This is a genomic window from Roseomonas elaeocarpi, from assembly GCF_042433915.1.
GTDB lineage: Bacteria > Pseudomonadota > Alphaproteobacteria > Acetobacterales > Acetobacteraceae > Roseomonas > Roseomonas elaeocarpi.
The window spans coordinates 31,827-55,228 of sequence record NZ_JBHLUN010000010.1 but is presented as its reverse complement, the minus strand read 5'-3'; the positions used below and the strand labels follow the sequence as shown (position 1 = coordinate 55,228).

Here is a 23,402-nt window from a genome sequence, read left to right as displayed (position 1 = left end):
CCGCCGGGGTGCGGTCAAGCCGGCCGCGTATCGGACCTGCCGGATCAGCGGTTGCGCCAAGCCGTCGCGGCGCGCTAAGCACCGCTCCGCACGCTGGCACCCCTGGAGGCCGGCGCGCTGTTATTTGCGCCCGGTTCCGCCGGGCCTTTCTCATGTCAAGGAAACACGGCCATGGTCCAGACCATCCGGATCGAAGGCGCGGCGCGCGAGCAGGCAGGTAAGGGGGCAGCACGCGCGACCCGCCGGGCGGGACAGGTTCCCGCCGTGATCTACGGCGCCAAGCAGGAGGCGACGCTTCTCAGCCTCGACCCGCGCGTCATCATCAAGGAACTGCAGAAGGGCGGCTGGCGCTCGCACCTCTACGAGGTCGTGGTGGGCGATGCCGCGCCGGTGCGCACCCTGATGCGCGAGATCCAGTTCCACCCGGTGACGGATCAGCCGCTGCACGTGGACTTCCAGCGCCTCGCCCCGGGTCAGAAGATCCGCGTGCTGGTGCCGGCTCACTTCCTGAACGAGGCCGACGCGCCCGGCATCAAGGAAGGCGGCACGCTGAACGTCGTGCGCCGTGAGATCGAGGTCCTGTCCGACCCGGACCAGGTGCCGGACGCCTTCGAGATCGACGTGGCCGCCGGCACGATCGGCGACACCTTCCGCTGGAGCAACGTGAAGGACAGCTTCGGCACCGAGGCGGTGCTGGGCCGCGACTTCGTGGTGGCCACGGTGGCCGCGCCGACGGTCGAGGAAGAGGTCGTGGTCGCCGCCCCGGCGCCCGCCCCTGCCGCGCCCGCCAAGAAGGGCGGCAAGAAGTAAGATAGTAAGATAGTAAGATAGTAAGGAGCCGCTGCTGGTGCTGCTGTGGGTGGGCCTGGGCAATCCTGGCCGGGAACATGCGCGGCAGCGCCATAACATCGGCTTCATGGCACTCGACGCCATCGCGCGCCGCCACGGCTTCGGACCGTGGCGGAACCGCTTCAAGGGCGAGATCAGCGAGGGCAGCCTCGGCGGCCAGCGCGTCACGCTCCTGAAGCCCCAGACTTACATGAACGACAGCGGTTCCTCGGTGCAGCCGGCGGCCGCCTTCCACAAGATCCCGCCCGACGGCGTCTGGGCCTTCCATGATGAGCTCGACCTCGCGCCCGGCAAGGTGCGCGTGAAGAAGGGCGGGGGTGCCGCGGGCCATAACGGGTTGCGCGACATGCAGCGCGCCTTCGGCTCGCCGGAGTTCTGGCGGGTGCGGTTGGGCATCGGCCATCCCGGCCACAAGGACCGCGTCCACGGCCACGTCCTGGGCGACTTCGCCAAGGTGGACACCTGGGTTTCGCCCCTGCTCGACGCCGTGGCCGACGCCGCGCCGCTGCTGATCTCCGCGAAGCCGGAGGAGTTCATGAGCCGCGTCGCCCTCCTGACGCAGGAAAGCTGACCCCCGATGACCACTGCCGACCGCACCAGCAACGTCACCATCTGGCACAACCCCGCCTGCGCCACCTCGCGCAAGGTCCTGGCCGCGATCCGCGGGGCGGGCGTCGAGCCGGTGGTGGTGGAATACCTGCGCGACCCGCCGTCGCGCGACGAAATCCGCGCCGCCTGCCGCCGCATGAACATCAAGGTGCGCGACCTGCTCCGCCGCAAGGCGCCGGCCTACGCCCGGCTGGAGCTCGATACCCCGCAGCTGAGCGAGGGCGACCTCCTGGACGCCATCGTGGAGGAGCCGGAGCTGATCGAGCGCCCCGTGGTGCTGGCGCCCGGCGGCGCCCGGCTGTGCCGCCCGCCGGAGCTGGTGTCCGAGATCGTGCCGGGCGCCGTGATCCGGGGCTGATCGCCGCCCTCGCGGGCCGGCCTTCGCTCCTCTGGCCTTCACCGTGCCCGCAGCGTATGGCGGGCCGCAATTCGCGGGTTCGCCCCGCCCATCCCCGCTGCGGCGCTGCGCCCCCGGTGCCGCCCCGACCGAGAAAGAGCCACCATGGGTTTCAACTGCGGCATCGTCGGCCTGCCCAATGTCGGCAAGTCCACCCTGTTCAACGCCCTGACGCAGACCGCCGCGGCGCAGGCGGCGAACTATCCCTTCTGCACCATCGAGCCGAATGTGGGCCGCGTCGCCGTGCCGGACCGCCGCCTGGATGAGCTCGCGCGCGTGGGCAAGTCGCAGAAGATCGTGCCCACCAGCCTGGAATTCGTGGACATCGCGGGCCTCGTCCGTGGTGCGTCGCGCGGAGAGGGGCTGGGCAACCAGTTCCTGGCCAATATCCGCGAGGTGGACGCCATCGTCCACGTCCTGCGCTGCTTCGAGGACGGCGACATCACCCATGTCGAGGGCAGCGTGGACCCGATCCGCGATGCCGAAACGGTTGAGACCGAGCTGATGCTGGCCGACCTCGACAGCCTGGAAAAGCGCCTGCCGGCCGCGCAGAAGAAGGCGAAGAACGGCGACAAGGAAAGTGCGGCCTTCGTAGCGCTGGTGGAGCCGATCATCGCGGCCCTCACCGAGGGCAAGCCTGCCCGCACCGCCATCCCCAAGGGTGAGGAAGCGGCGGCCTCGCGCCTCGGGCTGATGACCACCAAGCCCGTTCTCTACGTCTGCAACGTCGAGGAAGCCTCGGCCGCCGAGGGCAACAGCTTCAGCGCCCGTGTCTTCGAGCGCGCCGCGGCCGAGGGAGCGAAGGCCGTAGTCGTGTCCGCCGCGATCGAGGCTGAGATCAGCCAGATGGCCGCCGACGACCGCGCCGAGTTCCTCGGCAGCTTGGGGCTGGAAGACAGCGGACTCGATCGCATCATCCGCGCCGGCTACGCGCTGCTGGGCCTGGCCACCTACTTCACCTGCGGGCCGAAGGAGGCTCGCGCCTGGACCATCACCAAGGGCACCAAGGCGCCGCAGGCCGCGGCCGTGATCCACAACGACTTCGAGCGCGGCTTCATCGCCTGCGAAACCATCGCCTACGAGGACTACGTGGCGCTGGGCGGCGAGCAGGGGGCCAAGGAAGCCGGCAAGATGCGCGTCGAGGGCAAGGAATACGTGGTCAAGGACGGCGACGTCCTGCTGTTCCGCTTCAACGTCTGAGGCCCGCGCGGAGGAGGCTGCGCTTCCTCCGCGATGTCTGTCGCCCGCGCGCGAAGCCACGGTTCCCGTCGCCAACACCCCGGCGCTGCGCGCCGGGTTTCGCCGCCCGCCATGCGGTTTCCCGCCCGGCCTCCCCCGCGCCGGCGGCCGCGCCGACCTCGCGCCTGTTCAGGCCGGCAGGCGAACCCGGGCGCGCAACCCGCCGAGCGGGCTGTCCTCCAGCATCACGTCGCCGCCATGCGCGCGGGCGATGTCCCGGGCGATGGCAAGTCCGAGGCCGGTGCCGCCGTCCGACAGGGTCGCGAAGGGCTTGAAGGCCTCTTCGCGCGCCTCGGCCCGGATGCCGGGGCCGTCGTCGTCCACGATCACCTGCGCCCAGCGCTCGTCGGCCTGTTCCACCGTCAGCGTGATCCGGCCGGCGTGCTTGCGGGCATTGTCCACGAGGTTGGCGACGCAGCGGCGCAGCGCGTCCTGCCGCACCGGCCAGATCAGCGCCGGCGGCGTGCGTAGCGCGATCGCGGCCCCTTCGCGGCGTGCCTGCGCCGCCACCTGCTCCACCAGCGCCACCATATCGGCCGGCGCCGTTTTGCCCTCGACCTCGCCGCGCGCGAAGGCCAGGTAGCCGGCCACCATCCGCTCCATCTCGGCCACGTCGGTGTTGAGCTCCGCCAGGTCCTGCTCCGCCGCGGCGGCGCCTTCCGGCCCGATGGCCGAGGGCAGCATGGCCAGCGCCAGACGCATCCGGGTGAGGGGGGTACGCAGGTCGTGGCTGATGCCGGCCAGCATGTCGGTGCGCTGCGTCACGAAGCGACGGATGCGCGCGTGCATGCGGTTGAAGGCAGTGGCGGCGCGACGGACCTCGGCCGCGCCCTCGGGCTTCACCGGCCCGTGGTCACGCCCCAGCCCGAAGCTTTCCACAGCGACGGCCAGGCGCCGCAGCGCCCGCACCTGGTTCTTCATGAACAGCGCCGCGACGACGAAGAGCAGCGCCGAGGCACCCACCAGCCAGATCACGAACAGGTAGAGCGTGCCGGTGAAAAGGCGCTTGCGCGGCGCCTCGACGTGAAGGATGCCGTCGGGCAGTTGCACGCGCACGATCACGCTGCGGGGGTCGCTCTGCCAGTCGGCATCGAAGCGCAGCAGCAGCCGTTCCCGCAGTGCCTGTTCTAGGTCCTCCTCCAGCGGCAGCAGCGGCAGCGAGGCGGCGCGCGGCTGGTCTCGCGCCGAGAGCACCGCGCCCGGCTCGAAGGCCATGCTGAGGTCGAGGCGCCAGGCAGCCTCGCGAAAGATCCAGCCGCGGTCGGCGCCCGGTGGCGAGTGCTGGATCATCTCCACCACCATGCCGATCTCGCCCGCCATGCCGGCCGCGAGACGGCGCGAGATGACGCCCAGGTGGTTGCCGTAGAAGAGCTGCAGCGCGATGCCCTGGAGCACCAGCAGCGGCACCAGGATGATCAGCAGCGCGCGCCCCAGCAGCCCGCGCGGCACGATCGCGTGCAGCCAGCGGCGTAAGGGGCCGCGCCGGGAACGACGCCTGCGGGCGGCGGTGCGGGCGGCGGTGCTTTCCGCTTCCTCCGCGAGGTCGGCGGGCAGACCGAAGCCGGTGGTGCGGTCGCTCATGCAGTGTCTCCGCCGGTCCGGTGCGTGCCCGGTCCTGTTATGGCCGGTGCCGTTGTAGCCGGTCCCGGTATGTCCGGTCTTGCCGTGACCGGCCGTGGGGTCGCGTGTCCTGGCAGGCTCATCCGTGCCGTCGCCGGCTGCTGCTTCCGCAGCCGCCCCGGTCAGGGCGACCCGCGGAGGCTGTTCCGGCCGCGCGCCGCCGTCGCAACGCCTGCGCGTCCCGCAGCCAGCGCCGGAGCGTGGGGTTCAGGCCCCGGGGCGCAGCACGTAGCCGCGGTGACGCACCGTCTGCAAGAAGCGCGGCTCGCGCGGGTCGGGCTCAATCTTGCGGCGCAGGCGCGTGACCTGCACGTCCACCGCGCGCTCGCCGGCGTCGGGCGTACCCAGCGCCACCGCGATGTCCTCGCGCGACAGCACCTCGCCGGCGCGGACGGCCAGCGCCGACAGCAGCGCCGCCTCGCCGCCGGTCAGGCGCTGGGTGCCGTCGGCGCCGCGCAGCTCCCCGCGCTCGGGATCGAACCAGCGGCTGCCCAGCTGCACCGGCGCCGCCACGGGGGTGGCGGGCGGGGCGGCGGTGGCGCGCCGCAGGATGGCGCGCACCCGCTGCGCCAGCTCGCGCGGGTCGAAGGGCTTGGCCAGGTAGTCGTCGGCCCCGTGCTCGAAGCCCGCCACGCGGTCATCGGGCGAGCCCGCGGCGGTGAGCATCAGCACCGGCACCTCCTGCCCCTGCCGGCGCAGCGATTCCACCAGCGACAGACCGGTCTCGCCCGGCATCATCACGTCGAGCACCAGCAGGTCGAAGGTCATGCTGCCCAGCGCCTGCCGTGCCGCCGCCGCGTCACCCGCCACCGAGACCCGGAAACCCTGGTCGGCCAGGAAGCGCTGCAGGAGGCTGCGCAGGCGCGGATCGTCATCCACCACGAGGAGGTGGGGCTGCTCGCTCATCGGAGGGGGCCGAGTCCGTTGGGCAGGGTGCGGCCGGCAGCGGGACGGGCGGGCTTGGTCGGATCGCCGGACAGGGCATCGAGCATCTCCTGCCCCTGCGGCGTCATCATGCCCCGCATCACCCGCCGGAAGCCGTCCACCGCCGCCGGTCCGGCCTCGCGATAAGCGCGCACCACGGTTTCGCGCTGCCGCTCGAACAGCCGGCGCTCCAGCGCCTGGCCCGCCTCGGTGAGGGTCAGCAGCCGCTGCCGCCGGTCGGTGCGGCCGGTGGCCTGGGTGATGTAGCCACCCTCGATCATCGGCGTCAGCACCCGGCCGAGCGACTGCTTGGTGATGCCCAGGATCGTCAGCAGGGTTCCCACCGTCAGGCCGGGGCGGCGTCCGACGAAGTGCAGCACCCGGTGATGTGCCCGGCCCATGCCGAGCTCGTCCAGGATGCAGTCGGCGCCGGCGGTGAAGTCGCGATAGCCGAAGAACATCAGGTCCTGGGCGAGGCGCAGCTCCTCCTCCCGCAGGAACAGGTGCTCGCGCCCGGCGGCGATCGCCGAGGGCTCGGCAGCGCGGGAGAAGCCGGCGCGGAGAGCCGGGTGGGGGGGCACGTCGGGCATGGCCGGCATGACTCCTTGTTGGGTCAGCTTCATTGACACAAAACAATCAACGGGTCTAGCTTCCGGCCGTACAAGAAATATTATTGCTTCAACCCGATAGAAAGTATCAGAAGATGGCGCTGATCCCCTTCGATGACCGTGACGGCTGGATCTGGATGGACGGTGAGTTCGTCAGCTGGCGCGACGCGAAGCTCCACGTGCTGACGCACGGGCTGCACTATGCCTCGGGCGTCTTCGAGGGCGAGCGCTGCTACGCCGGCAACATCTTCAAGCTGCGCGAGCACACCGACCGGCTGATCCAGTCCGGCAAGCTGCTGGGCTTCGACATTCCCTGGACCGCGGACGAGATCGACGCCGCCTGCATCGAAACGGTGCGGCGCAACGGCCACACCGACGCCTATGTCCGCCCGATCGCCTGGCGCGGCTCCGAGATGCTGGCCGTGTCGGCGCAGCACACCAAGATCCACCTCGCCATCGCGTGCTGGGGCTGGCCGAACCTGTTCGGCGACAACCGCATGAAGGGCGTCCGCCTCGGCATGGCCAAGTGGCGCCGCCCCGCGCCCGATACGGCGCCCACCGCCTCCAAGGCGGCCGGCCTCTACATGATCGGCACGCTGAGCAAGCACGACGCCGAGGCGCAGGGCTTCGACGACGCCATGATGCTCGACTACAAGGGCGACGTGGCCGAGGCGACCGGCGCCAACGCCTTCTTCGTGTTCGACGGCGAGGTGCACACGCCGACCCCGGTCTGCTTCCTCGACGGCATCACCCGCCGCACCGTGATGCGCCTGGCGCAGAACCGCCAGATGAAGGTGGTCGAGCGCACCATCAAGGCCGAGGAACTGGGCCGCGCCACCGAGGTCTTCCTGGCCGGCACCGCCGCCGAGGTGACGCCGGTGCGCGCCATCGGCGAGCACACCTATACCCCGGGCCAGATCACCGAAACGCTGCTCGGCGACTACGAGAAGCTGGTGCGCATGGGCCCCGACGAGGTCCGTCGCCTGGCGGCCTGAAGGTCCGGCCGCCCGTCACACGGGTGGCTGCCGTTGCTCCGGGGAGGGGGAGAAGGAATTCTCCCCCTCCCCGAACCCCTCCGCCCTCATCTTTTTTCCCAGACACTGCCGCAGGAGCGTGGCCGGTGGTGTGCGCTCCGGCTCATCGAGCCGGAGCGAGGGCCATTTCCAGCCAGAGCTGGCAGGAAGCCTTTTTTCGTTTCCAGCAGCGCCGGCGGCTGCCGTACCGCGGCCCACCTTTAACCTTTCCGCGGCAGCGTCCCGAAAAAAGATGAGTGGGGGTCCGGGGGAGAGAATTCCTTCTCTCCCCCGCCGCAACCCTTATCGCCAGCGATCCGCCAGGGCGTCGTCGGTGGCCTTCGCCTCCACCCAGCGGATCGTGCCGTCGGCGAATTCCTCGCTCTTCCAGAAAGGCGCCCCGGTTTTCAACCAGTCGATCAGGAAGGCGCAGGCTTCCAGCGCCGCCACGCGGTGGGCACTGACGGTGAGAACCAGTACGATGTTCTCGCCCGGCCGGATCCGGCCGTAGCGGTGGATCAGCGTGCAGCCCAGCAGCGGCCAGCGGCGCGCGGCCTCGTCGCGGATCGCGCCCAGCGAGCGCTCGGTCATGCCGGGGTAGTGTTCCAGCACCAGCGCCTGCAGCCCGTCGCCGCCCCGGCACAGGCCGACGAAGGAGGCGAGGCCGCCCACGTCCTCACGCCCGCCGGTCAGCGCCGCGCTCTCGGCCGCGAGGTCGAAATCCGCTTCCGTCACGGTGACGTGGCCGGGGAGGGGAGGCGGCAACTGCTCCGTCATGCGCGACCGTTCCCCGGCGTCAGCCGCCGGTGACCGGCGGAAAGAAAGCGACCTCGTCCCCCGGGGCGATCGGGGCCTCGGGGCCGCAGAAGGCCTGGTTGACGGCGGCGCGGACCTGGCGCGGCTCGGCAAAGGCCGCGGCATGGCCGGCGGAGCGTCCGGCCAGCCACCGCATCAGCGCGCCCACCGTCGCCACCTCAGGCGGGGGTGAGACGTCCTCCTGCCCGGTGCCGGTGCGTTGCCGCAGCCAGGCGAAGTAGAGGACGCGCATCAGCGGTTGCTCAACGCGGCGCCGGCACGATCTGCGGGCTGGTGCCGGGGGTGAGCAGCGTGGTGCTGCCGGCCCCGTCCGGCACCGCGATGCCGGAGCCGCCGCCGGGCTGGGTATAGGTCTGGTAGTTGCGGGTGCCGCCGGTGGTGGTGGCCGGCGCCCCGCCCGGAACCGGGATCACGCGCCCATCGACGCGCGGCTCGGGCGGCGACACCGGCTGCTGGGCGAGCGGGTCGGGCGTGGGCGTGGGCGCCGGGTCACGCGGCAGCGGCGCGACGTAGCCGCTGCTGCCCGGATAGCCGCCGGGCCGGCGCGTGCCCGGCGCGGGCGCGCGCGGGTTGGGTGCCTGTTCCGGCGGAACGGCCGGGCCGCGCTCGTCGGTATAGGGCAGGCGCGGCTGCGGCGAGGGGCCGCGTTCGCGCGCCGCGCGATCCAGCGCCGGCGTGGTCACGTTTTCCCGCATGCCGGGGGAATCGGGGTTCATCAGCGTCGTGCGGACCGGCTCCTCGTCGGGCCAGACATTGCCGGCCTCGGGCTGCAGCACATCCACGTCCACGTCCTGCCCGGCGATGCGGGCCGCCGTGATGCTGTCCGGGGCAACGAGGGCCTGCTTGCGGCCAAAGGGCGCGATCAGGCCATTCGAGCAACCCGCCAGCGCCAGCAGCAGGAGCAGCGAGGCACCGCCCTGTTTGGCGACCGAACCGTGGCGCATATCCGACTTCCCCAAAACTCTTTGCGGCGCAACATGCACCGGTGTCAGTAAGCCCTCAAGATCGGCTGCGCGCCGTTCCGACGGCCTGGGCATCCTGTGCCCCGGCATGACGCAGCCCCGCCTGCATGTAGTCCCAACCGGTGATGAGGGTGAGGCCCGCCGCGACCCAGAGGCCGATTTCACCCAGCAGCGAGAGCCGCGCCCAGGGGATCCCCAGCACGGCACCGGCGGAGTCGCCGGCCAGCAGCACGCCCAGCGCCCCCATCTGAAAGCCGGTCTTCCACTTCGCGAGGTTGGTGACCGGCATGCTGACCCGCAGGCTGGCCAGGTACTCGCGCAGGCCCGACACCAGGATCTCGCGCAGCAGGATCACGATGGCGGGCAGCAGGCCCAGGAGGCTGAGCCGCCCGAGGCCGGCCAGCAGCATCAGCGCGGCGCCCACCAGCAGCTTGTCGGCGATCGGGTCGAGCATCCGCCCGAAGGCGGAGGTCATCTGCCGATCGCGCGCGATCTTGCCGTCGAAGTAGTCGGTGATCGCGGCCGCGGCGAAGAGCATGCTGGCCGCGAAGTCCCCCCAGCCGCCGCCGGTAAAGGCGAGCAGCACCAGGACGGGGACGGCCGCGATGCGCGACATCGTCAGAAGGTTGGGCAGATCTGTCGGCATGGCGCTTCGCGTGCCGTTCTAGCCCGCTCCTCCGCGCGACGCCACCACGCCGGGATGGAAGTGCTCGTAGATCCGGCGTGCCATGGACGGCCCGATGCCGGGCGAGTTCTCCAGATCCTCCAGCCCGGCGTTGCGCACCCCGCGCGAGGAGCCGAAATGGTTGAGCAGCCGGCGCTTGATGGCGGTGCCGACGCCGGGGATCTCGTCCAGTTCCGACCGGACCAGCGACTTGGAGCGGCCGGCGCGGTGGGTGGTGATGGCGAAGCGGTGCGCCTCGTCGCGCAGGCGCTGGAGGTAATACAGCACCGGGTCGCGCGGCGGCAGCTGGATCGGGTCGAGGCCGGGGCGGTGGAACCATTCGCGGCCCGCGTCGCGGTCCGGCCCCTTGGCTACCGCCACCAGCGGGATGTCGTGGACGCCCATCTCCGCCAGGATCTCCCGCGCGGCGTTGAGCTGGCCCAGGCCGCCGTCGATCAGCACCAGGTCCGGCCAGCCGCCGTCCTCGCGCTCCGGGTCTTCCTTCAGCGCGCGGCCGAAGCGGCGCTCGAAGACCTCGCGCATCATGGCGAAGTCGTCGCCGGGCGTGATCGGGCCCTTGATCGAGTACTTGCGGTAGGCCGGCTTGATGAAGCCGCCCGGCCCCGCCACCACCATCACGCCGTAGGCGTTGGTGCCCTGGATGTGGCTGTTGTCGTAGATCTCGATCCGTTCCGGCACGGCGGGCAGGTCGAAGACCGAGGCCACGCCTTCCAGCAGCACCGCCTGGGTCGCGCCCTCGGCCAGCTTGCGCTCCAGCGCCTCGCGCGCGTTGGTGGCGGCGTGCTCCACCGCCGCGCGCTTGTCGCCGCGCTTGGGGGCGTGGACCTCGACCCGGCGGCTGGACCCCAGCGCCTGGGCCTTCAGCGTCAGCGCCTCGGCCAGCAGCGCGGCCTCGGGCAGGTCGTGGCTGATCAGCACCAGCGGCGGCGGCGGCAGGTCGTCGTAGAGCTGGGCCAGGAAGCTTTCCAGCACCTCCTCGGGTGGGATGTCCTGCCGGGCGTGCGAGGGAAAGAAGGCGCGGTTGCCGTTGTTGCGGCCGCCGCGGAAGAAAAAGACCTGCACGCAGCACTGGCCGGCCGCCTGGTGGACGGCCACCACGTCGGCGTCGCCGACGCCTTCCATGTTGATGCGGTCGCGCCCCTGAACGTGGGTCAGGCCGCGGATGCGATCCCGGATGGCGGCAGCGCGCTCGAACTCCAGTGCCTCGGCCGCTTCCTCCATCTCGCGCGCCAGCTTGCGCTGGATCGAGGGGGTTTCGCCGCTGAGGAACTGCTTCGCCTGCCGGACGAGGTCGCCGTAGTCCTCCTGGCTGATCCGGTCCACGCAGGGGGCCGAGCAGCGGCGGATCTGGTGCAGCAGGCAGGGCCGGTCGCGGGTGTTGAACACGCTGTCGCGGCAGGAGCGCAGCAGGAAGACCCGCTGCAGCGCCGTCAGCGTCTGGTTCACCGCCCAGGCCGAGGCGAAGGGCCCCCAGTAGGAGGCGCCCTTGCGCCGCTCGCCCCGGTGCTTGGTGATCTGCGGGTAGGGCTGGTCCTCGGTGATCACCAGCCAGGGATAGGACTTGTCGTCACGCAACACGATGTTGAAGCGCGGCCGCAGCTTCTTGATCAGGTTGGCTTCGAGCAGCAGCGCCTCGGCCTCCGAGGCGGTGGTGATCACCTCCAGCGAGCGCGTCTCGAAGACCATGCGCTTCAGCCGGTCCGGAAGCCGGTTGACCTGGGTGTAGTTGTAGACGCGCTTGCGCAGCTGCCGGGCCTTGCCGACGTAGAGCGCGTCGCCCTTGGCATCGAGCATCCGGTACACGCCGGGCGACATCGGCAGGGTGGCCAGCGCCTTCTCGATGACCTCGCGACCCTCGGCGGAGGGCAGAGGGGCGGCTTCCTCATGGGCGAAGGCCATGCTGCCTCCATGATCCTTGGGTGATGGGGGGTGCCTGGAGGCTGATATGGGTTATCCCCGGAAGCTGTGGATAACCCCGTGGATGAAGTGGCGGCAAACCCCGGAAAAGCCACGTCACGCCTTGCTTACAGCCCGCTGCCTCTTCTCTGTGCATCAGGCTAAAGAATTGTTTTCACTCACTAAACAAATTTGCGGCCTTTCTTCCTCGTGCGTGTTCTCACGAAGTTCCGCTTGACCGCGCTGAGTCACCCCGCTTGGGGACGAGATGTGCCGCAACGCCGCTTCCCGATATCGGGCAGGGTTGAGTAACAGAATCATCACATTAGCGAGCAGGTCTCAGCCGCTCCACGGTGACGCCCACGGCTGCCGCTTCGGTGAGCACGTCGGGCTTCTCCACGGTGACCTGCGCCGCCACCACGCGTGGGTCCTCGAGCGATAGGACGGCGATCCGCTCGGCCAGGGTTTCCGCCAGCCTTGTATGCCCGGCCAGCGCCGCCTGGCGCGCGCGCTCCGTGACCCGGCCGTAGTCCACCACCCGGGCGAAACGGTCCTCACCGACGCCGTGGGGGGCCGCGTCGTCCTCCACCAGCAGCTCGATATGGATCACCACGCGCTGACGCTCGCGGTGCTCGTGCTCCAGCACGCCGATGCTGGCCTGGACCTCGAGCCCGCGCACGAAGACCCGGCGCAGCCCGCGTGCCGCATCGGGGTGGAGCGGTGGGGCGGCGGTCATTCCTCGGGCGCTCCGCCGCGTGCCGGCGACCATTGCAGGTGTTGCCCGCCGTCGAGCGCCAGCATCTGCCCGGTGAAGGAAGGCAGCGCCAGCAGCGTCAGCAGCGCCCGCCCGATCTCCTCCGGCGAGGTGCCGCGGCCCAGTGGCACGGATTCGCACTGGGCGGCGAACTGTTCGGCGCTCTGCCGGGCGCTGGGCATGGCGGGGCCGGGGCCGATGCCCACCACCCGCACGCGCGGCGCCAGCGCCAGGGCGAGGCTCTGTGTCAGCCACCAGAGGCCGGCCTTGCTCAGGCTGTAGGAGGTGAAGTGCGGCGTGGGGGACCAAACGCGCTGGTCCAGCATGTTGACCACGACGCCGCGCGCCCCGGCCGGCAGCGCCCGCGCCAGGGTCTGGGTCAGCACGAAGGGGGCGCGCAGGTTCGGCTCCAGGTGCCCATCCCAGCTGTCGCGCGTCACGCCGTCCCACTCGTCGCGCTCAAAAGTGGAGGCGCTGTTCACCAGCACGCCGACCGGGCCAAGGGCCGCCTCCGCGCGCGGCAGCAGCGTCGCGACCTCGGCCTCATGCGCCAGGTCGGCCCGCAGCGCCACGGCCCGGCGGCCACGCGCCTCGATCTCCCGCACCGTGTCGGCCGCCTCGTCGGCGCTGTGCCCGTAGTGGACGGCGACGTCGAAGCCGGCCTCGGCCAGGCTCAGCGCCATGGCGCGGCCGAGCCGCTTGGCGGCGCCGGTGACCAGGGCCGTGCGGGGGATTTCGGGCTCGATCTCGAACATCTCCGGAACATCCTAGCCGCCGGGACCGGCCCCGTCACCCGGGGTGGCGGGGCTGGCAGCTCAGATATCGGGGTCCTGGGTGGCGCTGTGGCCGTAAAGGCGGCTGGGCGCATCGTGGCTCAGGTCGCCCGGGTCACCGCCGTCGACGCCTTCCAGGTGCGACTTGACGCTTTGCAGCGCGGCCTCGGCCCCATGGGCAGCGGCTTCCTCGGGCGTCTCGTCCTCGGTCGGGTCGGAGGGCTGCGCCGTGTCGCGGTGCAGCGTCAGGCGCAGCGTCGTCGTCTTCTTGTCGCCGGACACCTGCCACTCGCCGGCCGGCTCGAAGCTCCAGCGCACCGTGCGGGATTGGGCATCGGCCTCCAGACCGTCCTCGGGAATGTCGGCATCGTCGCGTCGCAGCTGCGGCACCCAGTGGGGCAGGTTGGCCGGATCGCTCAGGAACCCGAAGGCCTGATCGGCGGAGCACTGGATGGAGATGGTCTGCTGCATGGCGCGGCGTCCTTTAACATTGTTGCCGGGGCAACGCCGGCTTCGGATGCGGGGTTGCCACGGTCGCTCACGCGCGTATCCGACGTACCGGGGCAACAGGCTCCGCCGCCGCGCCGTGCGGCGTGCCGCAGCGGGGGAACAAGGCTTGGCCTGGACCGGGGATCTCCATGGAGACTGGCTGGTCCGGCGCAGGATCGTGGACCACCGCGCCCGCAGCCACTACGTCTTCGAGGGGCAGGCGCACATCACCCCGACCCAGTTCCGGGAAACCGGGGTGATGCGGGCGAACGGCAGCACGATGGCTGCCACGCGCAGCTACCAGCTGCTCCGGCGGCAGGCTGTCCTGCTCGTCCTGCACGAGGACGGCACGCCGTTCTTCAGTCTGGACCTCGACCACGGCGGCGCCATCCAGCACCGCTGCGGCGAGGACACCTATCTTGGCCGCTTCCTGCGACGCGACGCCGGCTGCTGGGCGGAGAGCTGGCGCGTCCAGGGTCCGCGCAAGCGCTACCGCAGCCTGACCCTGTACCGGCGGCTGCTGCCCTGAGCCGCCGGCCTCAGCGGTTGCTGCCGCTCCGCCGGCCGCGGGAACGGCCGCTGCCCTTCTTGTTGTCCTTGGGGTCGTAGCCGCCACCGCCGGAGCCCAGCGGCGTCGGCTTCCAGGCCTGCTTGCCGCCACCCGCCCGCACCTCTCGCCCAGAGGGCGGCGGCGCGTCGAGGCCGAGCTCCATCGCCTCCAGCCGCTTGATCTCGTCGCGCATCCGGGCGGCGGTCTCGAACTCCAGGTCGGCGGCGGCGGCGCGCATCCGCTTCTCGAGCTCGGCGATCGAGGAGCGCAGGTCCTTGCCCACGAACTCCGCCGTGTCGGCGCCTTCCACCGCGTCCACGGTGACGTAGTCCTGCTCGTAGACCGACTGCAGCACGTCGGAGATGTCGCGCCGGATGGTCTGCGGCGTGATGCCGTGCTCGGTGTTATAGGCCATCTGCTTGGCACGGCGCCGCTCCGTTTCGCCCAGCGCGTTGGTCAAGCTGTTGGTCATGCGGTCGGCGTAAAGGATCACGCGACCCTCGCTGTTGCGCGCGGCGCGGCCGATGGTCTGGATCAGCGAGGTGGTGGAGCGCAGGAAGCCCTCCTTGTCGGCATCCAGGATCGCCACCAGCGAACACTCGGGAATGTCCAGGCCCTCGCGCAGGAGGTTAATGCCGATCAGCACCTCGAACACGCCTTTGCGCAGGTCGCGGATGATCTCGATGCGCTCCAGCGTGTCCACGTCGGAATGGAGGTAGCGGACGCGCAGCCCGACCTCGGTCATGTATTCCGTCAGGTCCTCGGCCATGCGCTTGGTCAGCGTGGTGACCAGCACGCGGCCGCCGGCCTCGCGCGCCAGGCGGCACTCGGCGAGGAGGTCGTCCACCTGGCCTTCCACGGGGCGGATCTCGCAGGGCGGGTCGATCAGCCCGGTGGGGCGGATCACCTGTTCGGCGAAGGAACCACCGGTGCGCTCCATCTCCCACGGCCCGGGCGTCGCGGAAACGAACACGGTTTCGGGGCGGAAGCTGTCCCACTCCTCGAACTTGAGGGGGCGGTTGTCCATGCAGGAGGGCAGGCGGAAGCCGTGCTCCGCCAGGATCGACTTGCGCGCGAAGTCACCGCGATACATGCCGCCGATCTGCGGCACGGTGACGTGGCTCTCATCGACGATGAGCAGCGCGTTCTGCGGCAGGTACTCGAACAGCGTCGGCGGCGGGTTGCCGGGGCCGCGGCCCGACAGGTAGCGCGAGTAGTTCTCGATGCCCTTGCAGACGCCGGTGGTCTCCAGCATCTCGATGTCGAAGGTGGTGCGCTGTTCCAGCCGCTGCGCTTCCAGCAGCTTGCCCTGGGCGGTCAGCTCATCCAGGCGCTCGCGCAGTTCCGCTTTGATCTGCCGAATGGCCTGGATCATCGTCGGGCGCGGCGTGACGTAGTGCGAGTTCGCGTAGATCGCGATGCGCTCCATCTCGCCTGCGACCTCACCGGTCAGCGGGTCGAACTCGCGCAAGCCGTCGATCTCGTCCCCGAAGAGGGAGATGCGCCAGCCGCGGTCTTCCATATGCGAGGGCCAGACGTCGATCGTCTCGCCGCGCACGCGGAAGGTGCCGCGCGTGAAGGCCGCGTCGTTGCGGCGGTACTGCAGCTCCACCAGCCCCTTGATCAGCGTGTCGCGGTCGATGCGGCCGCCGACCTCCAGCCGCACCGTCATGGCGCCGTAGGTTTCCACCGAGCCGATGCCGTAGATGCAGGACACGGAGCTCACGATGATGACGTCGCCGCGCTCCAGCAGTGCCTGGGTGGCGGAGTGGCGCATCCGGTCGATCTGCTCGTTGATCGCCGAATCCTTCTCGATATAGGTGTCCGTGCGCGGGACGTAGGCTTCCGGCTGGTAGTAGTCGTAGTACGAGACGAAGTATTCCACCGCGTTGTCGGGGAAGAAGCTCTTCATCTCGCCGTAGAGCTGCGCCGCCAGCGTCTTGTTGGGCGCCAGCACCAGCGCCGGGCGCTGCGCCGTCTCGATCACCTTGGCCATGGTGAAGGTCTTGCCCGAGCCCGTGACGCCCAGCAGCACCTGGTCCCGTTCCCCGCGCCCGAGGCCGGCCACGAGGTCGGTGATCGCCTGCGGCTGGTCGCCCGCGGGCTGATAGGGGCTGTCGACCCGCAGCGGCTTGAGCAGGGCCGGGGCACGCCGCTTCGGCGGCTCGAACAGCATGGGCGGCGTGATCAGGTTCATGATGCGTTCGATCTGGGGAGGCGGGTCCCGGATGTCACGGGGGCCGGCGCCGGTGGCGGCGGGGTGGCGCGTTTTTGCCACGCCCGCGTCGGGTGCACCGGGTATCCGCTTCGCCGCGCACCTCGGGCACGGCTGACCGCCGCCCTCACGCCGCGGCGGGCGGCCTCCAGCGCAGCAGCCGCAGGGCGTTCAGCGTCACCAGCACCGTGGCGCCGGTATCGGCCAGGATCGCCGGCCACAACCCGGTGACGCCGATCACGGTGGTCACCAGGAACACCGCCTTCAGCCCCACCGCGATGCCGACATTCTGCCGGATATTGCCCAGCGTCGCGCGCGACAGCGCCATCAGCTCCGCGATGCCGGAAACCCGGCCGCCAGGCAGGGCGGCATCGGCCGCTTCCAGCGCGACCTCGGTGCCGCCGCCCATGGCCACGCCCACGGTGGCCGCCGCCAGGGCGGGGGCGTCGTTGATGCCGTCGCCCACCATCACCACCGGGCCGCGCGCCCGCAGTTCGGAGATGGCGCGCAGCTTGTCGTCCGGGCTCAGCCCGCCCCGTGCCTCGATGCCGAGCTCGCGCGCGATGGCGGCGGCGGTGCGCGGCGCGTCGCCGGTCAGCATCACCGTGGCCACGCCGTCGCGGTGCAGGGCGGCCAGGGCCGCGGCGGCATCGGGGCGCGGTTCGTCGCGCATTGCCAGCAGCGCCAGCACCGCGCCGTCCCCCACCAGCGCGGAGACGGTGTGGCCGCTCTCCTGCAGGCGCCCGGCCTCGGCCTCGAGGGCCGGCGGCAGGGGACCAGCCTGTTCCGCCGCCCAGCCGAGGCTGCCGACGCCCAGCAGCCGTCCTTCCACCCGCGCGGTGGCGGCGCGGCCGGCGAGGGCCGAGGCATCCCGGGCTTCGGGAACCATCAGCCCGCGCGAGGTGGCGGCCTCGGTGACGGCGCGCGCCAGCGGGTGGGCCGAGCCCGCCTCCACCGCGGCGGCGAGGCGCAGCGCCTCATCTTCCGCCACGCCGGGTGCCGGAACCACCTGGCCCAGGCGGGGGCGCCCCGCGGTCAACGTGCCGGTCTTGTCGAAACCCACGGTCCTGGCCGCACCCATGGCTTCCAGCGCCTCGCCGCCTTTCACCAGCAGCCCGCGCCGGGCGCCGGCCGACAGTCCCGAGGCCACCGCCGCCGGCACCGAGATCACCAGCGCGCAGGGGCAGGCCACCAGCAGCAGCGCCAGGCCGCGATACAGCCACACCGTCCATTCCCCGCCGAACAGCAGCGGCGGCAGCAGGATCACCGCCGCGGACACCGCCATGGCGCCGGGCGTCCACCAGGCGGCGAAGCGTTCCACGAAGCGTTGCGTCCGCCCGCGCGCGGCGGTGGCTTCCTCCACCATGCGGGCGATGCGGGCCAGCGTGCTGTCGGCGCCGGTGCGCGCGACGCGCAGGCGCAGCGCCGCGTCGGTGCAGATGCTGCCGGCCGCCACCGCCTCGCCAGGACCGCGCGTGACGGGGATGCTTTCCCCGGTGACGGCGCTCTCGTCGAGGGCGGCCTGCCCGTCCTCCACGACACCGTCCGCCGGAACACGCTCGCCCGGCTTCACCAGCACGAGGTCGCCCGGGCGCAGCGACGCGGCGGTCACGGCTTCGGTGCCCCCGTTCGTGCCGATGCGGGTGGCCTGGTCGGGCATCAGCGCCACCAGCGCCCGGATGCCGGAGCGCGCCCGCCCGGCGGCAACGCCTTCCAGCAGCTCCCCCAGGGCAAACAGCAGCACCACCGTCATGGCCTCGCCCGCAGCGCCGATCGCCGCGGCGCCCAGCGCCGCCAGCACCATCAGCGCCTCGATCGAGAAGGGCGTGCCGTAGCGCGCCAGCGTCCAGGCGCGCCTGGCGAAGGGCGCCACCACCAGGATCGTGGCCAGGAGGTAGAGCGCGTGCTCCGCCCGGGGGATCAGCGTGGCGAGCACCCAGGCCAGTGCCGCCACGCCGGCGAGAAGAACCACGAGCCGCGCCTTGGCGGTGCGCCAAAGAGGCAGGTCCCGCTCGGCGGGGTCGTCGTGGTCGTGCGCGTGCGCGAGGCCGCCGTGGCTGTGGGCGTGGCCGGCGGGCGCTGCCGCACCGGAGGCGGCGGTCCCGGCGTGACCATGGTGAGCATCCGGCGCGGCCGGGTGGTCATGCCCGTCACCGTGGTGGGAATGCCCGTGGTCGTGGTGCCCGTGGCCATGATGGTCGTGATCGGTCCGGCCCTGGCCGCCACCCTGCCGCAGGCCGTGGCCCTCATGACCATGGCCGTCATGGTCGCCGTGGCCATGCCCGCCGTGATCGTGGCGATGTTCGCCATTCCCGATCCCGGCAGGGGCATGGTCGTGGCCGCAGCCGCAGGCCGCGCCGGCCGAAGCCTCGCGGGAGGTGGGCGCCGCCGCCTGGAGGCGCCGGGGCCGGTAGCCCAGGGCGGCGACGGCCTTCTCCACCGCTTCCGGGGCGGTGGCGCCGTCCAGCATCAGGCTCAGCCGTTCCGCGGCGAAGTTCAGCGCCGGTTCCCGCACACCCGGCAACCGCAGCACCGCCCGCTCTACCTTGGCAGCGCAGGAAGGGCAGTCCATCCCTTCCACGCGCCACGCCAGCCGCTCCGCCTCGCGCCGATCGCCCATCACCGCCGCTCCCGCTCTCAACCGGTGAGGGAGATGGGACTTCCAGCGACTGGAGGTTCAAGGGGGTTTCGCGCTGGACTCGCGGGGCGCGGCGCCCAAGATGTCGGGGATGACCCAGCCCAGTCCCGCAGGCCCGGCCCTCAGCATCGGTGAGCTTTCGCGCCGCGCCGGGGTGAAGCCCACCACGATCCGCTTCTACGAGGCGGAGCGGCTCTTGCCGCCGCCGTCCCGCACCGAGGGCGGCCATCGCGTCTTCGGCGAGACCCACCTGCGCCGCCTGGGCTTCATCCGCCACGCGCGGGAACTCGGCTTCCCGATGCCCGCGATCCGGGCGCTGCTGGAGCTGGAGCGGCATCCGGCGGACAACTGCGCCTCGGCCCACGACATCGCCATGGCGCAGGTGGCGGAGATCGACCGGCGCCTCGTCCGCCTCGCGGCGCTGCGGCGGGAACTGCTGCACATGGCTGAGGGCTGCCGCGGCGGCCGGGTCGAGGTGTGCCGCGTGCTGGAAACCCTGGCGGACTTCGACCACGGCCATTGCGACGACCCGGCGCACGGCGCTGCGGCGGAGGGTGTGGGGGAAGCGCTGGGCTGAGGCGCCACGCGGAACGCCCCGCCCTGAATTCTCGCCCCCAGCTGCTCGCCCCTGGCTTCCCGGCCGCCGCCCCTCAGCCGCCGGTCGCGGTGTCCCACAGCAGCTTCACGTTCAGCGTCACGATCAGCGCCGCGATGGCCCAGCCGAGGAGGCGCTGCCAGCCCGGCGCCACCAGCCTGCCCATGACCCGACGATCCGAGGCCACCAGCATCAGCGGGATCACCGCGAAGGGAAGCTGCAGCGACAGCACCACCTGGCTCAGCAGCAGCAGCTCCGCCGTTCCCCCATCCCCGTAGAGCCAGGTGACGACGAGGGCCGGAACGATGGCGATGCTGCGCGTCACCAGACGCCGCACCATCGGCCGCAGCTTCAGCCGGACGAAGCCTTCCATCACCACCTGTCCCGCCAGCGTCGCGGTGACGGTAGAGTTCAACCCGCACAGCAGCAGTGCCACCGCGAACAGGAACGGCGCGCCGGCGCCCACCATCGGCGTCAACAGCCGGTAGGCGTCCTGCAGCTCCGCCACCTCGTGCTGGCCGCCCACGTGAAACACCGCCGAGGCCACCACCAGGATCGCCGAATTCACCAGCAACGCCACGGTCAGCGCGATGGTGCTGTCCCAGCCGGCGAAGCGGATCGCCTCGCGCTTGCCGGCCTCGTCCCGGCCGACATCGCGCGACTGCACCATGGCGGTGTGGAGATAAAGGTTATGGGGCATCACCGTGGCGCCGATGATGCCCATGGCGAGGTAGAGCTGCTCGCGGTTGCTCAGGATCGAGGTCGAGGGGATGTAGCCGCGCAGCAGGTCGCCCCAGACGGGGTGCGACAGCACCACCTGCGCCAGGAAGCTCAGGCAGATCAGCAGCAGGAAGCCCGCCACCAGCGCCTCGAGCCAGCGCACGCCCTTGTTCTGCAGCCACAGGATCAGGAAGGCGTCCAGCGCGGTCAGTACCACGCCCAGCATCATCGGAATGCCGAACAGCAGTTCCAGCGCGATCGCCGTGCCGATCAGCTCCGCCAGGTCGGTGGCGCAGATCGCCAGCTCCGCCAGGATCCAGAGCGGGTAGGTGGCGCGGGGGAACCGCTCCCGGCACAGCTGGGCGAGGTCGCGGCCGGTGGCGATACCGACCCGCGCGCAGATCGACTGCAACAGCATCGCCATCAGCGACGACAGCAGCGCCACCGCCAGCAGCGTGTAGCCGAAGGCCGAGCCGCCGGCGATTGAGGTGGCCCAGTTGCCCGGGTCCATGTAGCCCGTGGCCACCAGGTAGCCGGGGCCCACGAAGGCCGCGAAGCGGCGGAGGACGCCGCCGGCGCGCGGCACCGCGACGGAGCGGTGAACCTCGGGAAGGCTGGGCTGGCTCAGCACGGTGCCCGCCCCAGCGGTGCAACGATATCTCGACACCTGTTCAGTTGAAGAGGTGGAGACAAATATGCCAGGGATTTCAATGTCATGCCCGAGGGTGATGCAGGATTGTTCCGCTGGCAACCCGCCCGCGGGGAATTTCAGCGAGGCTGCGCGGAGATGTCATCGACCCGGATGGGCAAGGGCCTCAGCAGCGACCCTGCAGCAGCTCGCGCACCATGCGGGTCAGGTCCTCCGTCCGGAAAGGTTTCGCCAGGCTGCGCTCGTCGGCACCCATGACGCGGCCATCGAACAGCCAGGGACGGCCGCTGACGTAGACGACCGGCACCTCCGGATGCACGCGGCGGAGCCGGGCGGCAAGGTCGAAGCCGTTCTCCTCCGTGCCGAGGTCGATGTCGGTGACCAGGAGGTGGCAGTGCGCCCCCATCTCGCCGGCCCGCAGGGCTTCCTGCGGCGAGCCCGCCTCGCGCACGTCCCACCCCTCCATTTCCAGCACCGAGGAGAGGGTCATCCGCACCAGGTCATCATCGTCCACCACGAGCACGTCACACACGGAATCGTCCTTTTTTCCGTCTCCCAGGCCGGAGGTTCAGCGCCCGGAATGACCGAAGGTTTAACCCTGACGATTGATTGCGACTCCGCCGTGACCTTTTCGGCACCATCGACGCCGCCGCGGCGCATGCTGTCTCAGGGGAGGCGGCGGCTTGACGCCCCGGCCGCCGCGTGGTCGCAACATCACGCGATAGCAAAGCGTGGAACACCCGATGGACGAGATCGACCGCAAGCTCCTGACGCTGCTTCAGGCCGATGCCACCCTGTCGATCGCCCAGATGGCGGATCGCGTGGGGCTTTCGGCCACGCCCTGCTGGAAGCGCGTGCAGAAGCTGGAAGCCAGCGGCGTCATCACCCGGCGCGTGGCGCTGGTGGCGCCCGAGAAGGTCGGCGTCGGCCTGACGGTCTTCGTGGCGATCGAGGCGGCCGACCACACGCCGGCCTGGCTGGCGAAGTTCGCCGACATGGTGCAGCGCATGCCCGAGATCATGGAAGCCCACCGCATGGCGGGCGAGATCGACTACATGCTGCACGTGGCCGTCGCGGACATGGCCGCCTATGACGGCTTCTACAAGCGCCTGATCGAGGCCGTGCCGCTGCGCAACGTGACCTCCCGCTTCGCGATGGAGCGGATCAAGCACACCACCGCCTACCCGCTGAATCGCGCCGCTTTCCGTGATCGGGGGCAGCCGGGGGAGGGCGGGGAGGAATAACCACCCCGCGGCCATGGCGCGGGAGATTCTTCCTGCTGGCGAGGGGAAGAAGTTCAGAAAACACGACTATTTATCGTGTTAATATCCCTCCCTACCTTCGGGGCATGCTTCACGCACCGCCTCCGACTGATTCGTTCCTCCCGCCCGTGCCCGGTGCGCGGGGCCGTTGCGGCGCGCGCGTGATGTCGATGTGTCGGGCCTGATCTGCCGAGCCCCTTCGCCACCGAACCTCCCCACCCGCCCGCGGCCCGGTGCCGCCCGGAGTTTTCCATGTCCGACACGCAGGTTCTCGGCGCCACCCGGCGCGCTGCCGCCCGCGCCGTGACGCGCGCCGCCGCGCCGGCTTCCGCCTCGCCCTCCTTCGCCAGCCGTGGCGCCGCGGCAGCGCCGCGCCTCGACCTCGCGCGCTATCGCCGCTTCCTGTCGCCCCTGGTGCTCGTTCTGCTGTGGCAGGCGGCCTCCATGGCCGGGCTGATCGCCCCGCGCACCCTGGCGGCGCCGTCCACCGTGATCGCCTCCGCCTGGGAGCTGACCCTGTCTGGCGAGCTGCCGCACCACCTGCTGGTGTCGCTGGGCCGGGTCGCCAGCGGTCTCGCCATCGGCGTGACGCTGGGTACCGCCTTCGCACTGGTCGCCGGCCTGTCGAAGCTCGGCGAAGAGATCGTGGACGCGCCGCTGCAGATGCTGCGCACGCTGCCCTTCCTGGCGCTGGTGCCGCTGTTCATCCTGTGGTTCGGCATTGGGGAGACACCCAAGATCGCCCTGGTCGCGCTGGGCACCAGCTTCCCGGTCTACCTCACGCTGTTCGCCGGCATCCGCGGCGTCGACCCGAAGCTGGTGGAGGCCGGGCGCGTCTTCGGTCTCGACCGGCGCGGCATGATCCGCCACGTGATCCTGCCCGGCGCGCTGCCGTCGGGCATCGTCGGCCTGCGCTACGCGCTGGGCACCGCCTGGCTGAGCCTGGTGATCGCCGAGCAGATCAATGCCACCTCGGGCATCGGCTACCTGATCAACGACGCCCGCGACTTCCTGCGCACCGACGTGATCGTGGTGGGCCTCGTGGTCTACGCGCTGCTAGGCCTGGGTGCCGACGCGCTGATGCGCGCCGTGGAACGCCGCGCGCTCGCCTGGCGTCCGACCCTGGTGAAGGGCTGAAC

24 protein-coding genes are annotated in these 23,402 nt (G+C 71.1%); 9 read left to right on the top strand and 15 right to left on the bottom strand.

Going from position 1 to position 23,402, the window contains the following annotated elements:
* Window positions 1-171: 171 nt before the first annotated feature.
* The 4 genes from ACFFGY_RS14950 (at window position 172) to ychF (ending at window position 3,055) form a co-directional block, all read left to right on the top strand.
* Window positions 172-810 carry a 50S ribosomal protein L25/general stress protein Ctc gene (locus ACFFGY_RS14950; RefSeq protein WP_377045303.1) on the top strand — a complete coding sequence of 213 codons (639 nt, stop codon included), beginning with the start codon at window positions 172-174 and terminating at the stop codon, window positions 808-810.
* A 37-nt stretch (window positions 811-847) separates the two neighbouring features.
* Window positions 848-1,420, top strand: a complete 573-nt coding sequence (gene pth, locus ACFFGY_RS14945; RefSeq protein WP_377045302.1) for an aminoacyl-tRNA hydrolase — start codon at window positions 848-850, stop codon at window positions 1,418-1,420.
* Between the two features lie 6 nt (window positions 1,421-1,426).
* Window positions 1,427-1,816 (top strand): arsenate reductase (glutaredoxin), encoded by a 390-nt coding sequence (gene arsC, locus ACFFGY_RS14940; RefSeq protein ID WP_377045301.1) that lies wholly within the window; start codon window positions 1,427-1,429, stop codon window positions 1,814-1,816.
* 144 nt (window positions 1,817-1,960) lie between these two features.
* Window positions 1,961-3,055: a redox-regulated ATPase YchF gene (ychF, locus tag ACFFGY_RS14935; RefSeq protein ID WP_377045300.1), complete on the top strand. Its 1,095-nt coding sequence runs from the start codon at window positions 1,961-1,963 to the stop codon at window positions 3,053-3,055.
* 168 nt (window positions 3,056-3,223) lie between these two features.
* On the opposite strand, the gene ACFFGY_RS14930 is transcribed toward ychF, so the two are convergent.
* The 3 genes from ACFFGY_RS14930 to ACFFGY_RS14920 all read right to left on the bottom strand — a co-directional run bounded on the left by ACFFGY_RS14930 (window position 3,224) and on the right by ACFFGY_RS14920 (window position 6,228).
* Window positions 3,224-4,675 carry an ATP-binding protein gene (locus tag ACFFGY_RS14930; protein WP_377045299.1) on the bottom strand — a complete coding sequence of 484 codons (1,452 nt, stop codon included), beginning with the start codon at window positions 4,673-4,675 and terminating at the stop codon, window positions 3,224-3,226.
* A gap of 246 nt (window positions 4,676-4,921) precedes the next feature.
* Entirely contained in the window at window positions 4,922-5,620 is a 699-nt protein-coding gene (locus ACFFGY_RS14925) for a response regulator (protein ID WP_377045298.1), read from the bottom strand.
* Window positions 5,617-6,228: a MarR family winged helix-turn-helix transcriptional regulator gene (locus tag ACFFGY_RS14920; RefSeq protein WP_377045297.1), complete on the bottom strand. Its 612-nt coding sequence runs from the start codon at window positions 6,226-6,228 to the stop codon at window positions 5,617-5,619. Before ACFFGY_RS14920 ends, ACFFGY_RS14925 begins: the two co-directional genes overlap by 4 nt.
* Window positions 6,229-6,341: 113 nt before the next feature.
* Between ACFFGY_RS14920 and ACFFGY_RS14915 the strand changes: the two genes are divergently transcribed.
* Window positions 6,342-7,241, top strand: a complete 900-nt coding sequence (locus ACFFGY_RS14915) for a branched-chain amino acid aminotransferase (RefSeq protein WP_377045296.1) — start codon at window positions 6,342-6,344, stop codon at window positions 7,239-7,241.
* Between the two features lie 321 nt (window positions 7,242-7,562).
* On the opposite strand, the gene ACFFGY_RS14910 is transcribed toward ACFFGY_RS14915, so the two are convergent.
* The 8 genes from ACFFGY_RS14910 to ACFFGY_RS14875 all read right to left on the bottom strand — a co-directional run bounded on the left by ACFFGY_RS14910 (window position 7,563) and on the right by ACFFGY_RS14875 (window position 13,616).
* Window positions 7,563-8,036, bottom strand: coding sequence for a molybdenum cofactor biosynthesis protein MoaE (locus ACFFGY_RS14910; protein WP_377045295.1), 474 nt, complete (start codon window positions 8,034-8,036; stop codon window positions 7,563-7,565).
* Window positions 8,037-8,055: 19 nt separating this feature from the next.
* Complete coding sequence (gene moaD, locus ACFFGY_RS14905) at window positions 8,056-8,307, bottom strand: molybdopterin converting factor subunit 1 (protein WP_377045294.1); 252 nt, start codon at window positions 8,305-8,307, stop codon at window positions 8,056-8,058.
* Between the two features lie 10 nt (window positions 8,308-8,317).
* Window positions 8,318-9,019, bottom strand: a complete 702-nt coding sequence (locus ACFFGY_RS14900) for a hypothetical protein (protein ID WP_377045293.1) — start codon at window positions 9,017-9,019, stop codon at window positions 8,318-8,320.
* A 55-nt stretch (window positions 9,020-9,074) separates the two neighbouring features.
* Window positions 9,075-9,683, bottom strand: coding sequence for a CDP-diacylglycerol--glycerol-3-phosphate 3-phosphatidyltransferase (gene pgsA, locus ACFFGY_RS14895; protein ID WP_377045292.1), 609 nt, complete (start codon window positions 9,681-9,683; stop codon window positions 9,075-9,077).
* Window positions 9,684-9,701: 18 nt separating this feature from the next.
* Window positions 9,702-11,621 carry an excinuclease ABC subunit UvrC gene (uvrC, locus tag ACFFGY_RS14890; RefSeq protein ID WP_377045291.1) on the bottom strand — a complete coding sequence of 640 codons (1,920 nt, stop codon included), beginning with the start codon at window positions 11,619-11,621 and terminating at the stop codon, window positions 9,702-9,704.
* 322 nt (window positions 11,622-11,943) lie between these two features.
* Window positions 11,944-12,354: a dihydroneopterin aldolase gene (locus ACFFGY_RS14885; RefSeq protein ID WP_377045290.1), complete on the bottom strand. Its 411-nt coding sequence runs from the start codon at window positions 12,352-12,354 to the stop codon at window positions 11,944-11,946.
* Window positions 12,351-13,127: an SDR family oxidoreductase gene (locus tag ACFFGY_RS14880; protein ID WP_377045289.1), complete on the bottom strand. Its 777-nt coding sequence runs from the start codon at window positions 13,125-13,127 to the stop codon at window positions 12,351-12,353. Before ACFFGY_RS14880 ends, ACFFGY_RS14885 begins: the two co-directional genes overlap by 4 nt.
* A gap of 60 nt (window positions 13,128-13,187) precedes the next feature.
* Window positions 13,188-13,616 (bottom strand): hypothetical protein, encoded by a 429-nt coding sequence (locus ACFFGY_RS14875; protein ID WP_377045288.1) that lies wholly within the window; start codon window positions 13,614-13,616, stop codon window positions 13,188-13,190.
* A gap of 145 nt (window positions 13,617-13,761) precedes the next feature.
* Between ACFFGY_RS14875 and ACFFGY_RS14870 the strand changes: the two genes are divergently transcribed.
* Entirely contained in the window at window positions 13,762-14,163 is a 402-nt protein-coding gene (locus ACFFGY_RS14870) for a DUF6314 family protein (protein WP_377045287.1), read from the top strand.
* Window positions 14,164-14,173: 10 nt separating this feature from the next.
* On the opposite strand, the gene uvrB is transcribed toward ACFFGY_RS14870, so the two are convergent.
* Complete coding sequence (gene uvrB, locus ACFFGY_RS14865; protein ID WP_377045286.1) at window positions 14,174-16,381, bottom strand: excinuclease ABC subunit UvrB; 2,208 nt, start codon at window positions 16,379-16,381, stop codon at window positions 14,174-14,176.
* Between the two features lie 145 nt (window positions 16,382-16,526).
* Window positions 16,527-19,019: a heavy metal translocating P-type ATPase gene (locus ACFFGY_RS14860; RefSeq protein ID WP_377045285.1), complete on the bottom strand. Its 2,493-nt coding sequence runs from the start codon at window positions 19,017-19,019 to the stop codon at window positions 16,527-16,529.
* A gap of 109 nt (window positions 19,020-19,128) precedes the next feature.
* On the opposite strand from ACFFGY_RS14860, the gene ACFFGY_RS14855 reads away from it, so the two are divergent.
* Window positions 19,129-19,614 carry a MerR family transcriptional regulator gene (locus ACFFGY_RS14855; RefSeq protein WP_377045284.1) on the top strand — a complete coding sequence of 162 codons (486 nt, stop codon included), beginning with the start codon at window positions 19,129-19,131 and terminating at the stop codon, window positions 19,612-19,614.
* A gap of 73 nt (window positions 19,615-19,687) precedes the next feature.
* Here ACFFGY_RS14855 and ACFFGY_RS14850 read toward each other — a convergent pair whose 3' ends face one another.
* Complete coding sequence (locus ACFFGY_RS14850) at window positions 19,688-20,983, bottom strand: Nramp family divalent metal transporter (protein ID WP_377045283.1); 1,296 nt, start codon at window positions 20,981-20,983, stop codon at window positions 19,688-19,690.
* Between the two features lie 184 nt (window positions 20,984-21,167).
* The gene (locus ACFFGY_RS14845) at window positions 21,168-21,533 is read right to left on the bottom strand and encodes a response regulator (protein ID WP_377045282.1); all 366 of its coding nucleotides are present in this window, start codon (window positions 21,531-21,533) and stop codon (window positions 21,168-21,170) included.
* A gap of 211 nt (window positions 21,534-21,744) precedes the next feature.
* Between ACFFGY_RS14845 and ACFFGY_RS14840 the strand changes: the two genes are divergently transcribed.
* Both ACFFGY_RS14840 and ACFFGY_RS14835 read left to right on the top strand, forming a co-directional pair.
* Complete coding sequence (locus ACFFGY_RS14840; RefSeq protein WP_377045281.1) at window positions 21,745-22,245, top strand: Lrp/AsnC family transcriptional regulator; 501 nt, start codon at window positions 21,745-21,747, stop codon at window positions 22,243-22,245.
* A 270-nt stretch (window positions 22,246-22,515) separates the two neighbouring features.
* Window positions 22,516-23,400, top strand: a complete 885-nt coding sequence (locus tag ACFFGY_RS14835; RefSeq protein ID WP_377045280.1) for an ABC transporter permease — start codon at window positions 22,516-22,518, stop codon at window positions 23,398-23,400.
* The last annotated feature ends 2 nt before the right edge of the window (window positions 23,401-23,402 follow it).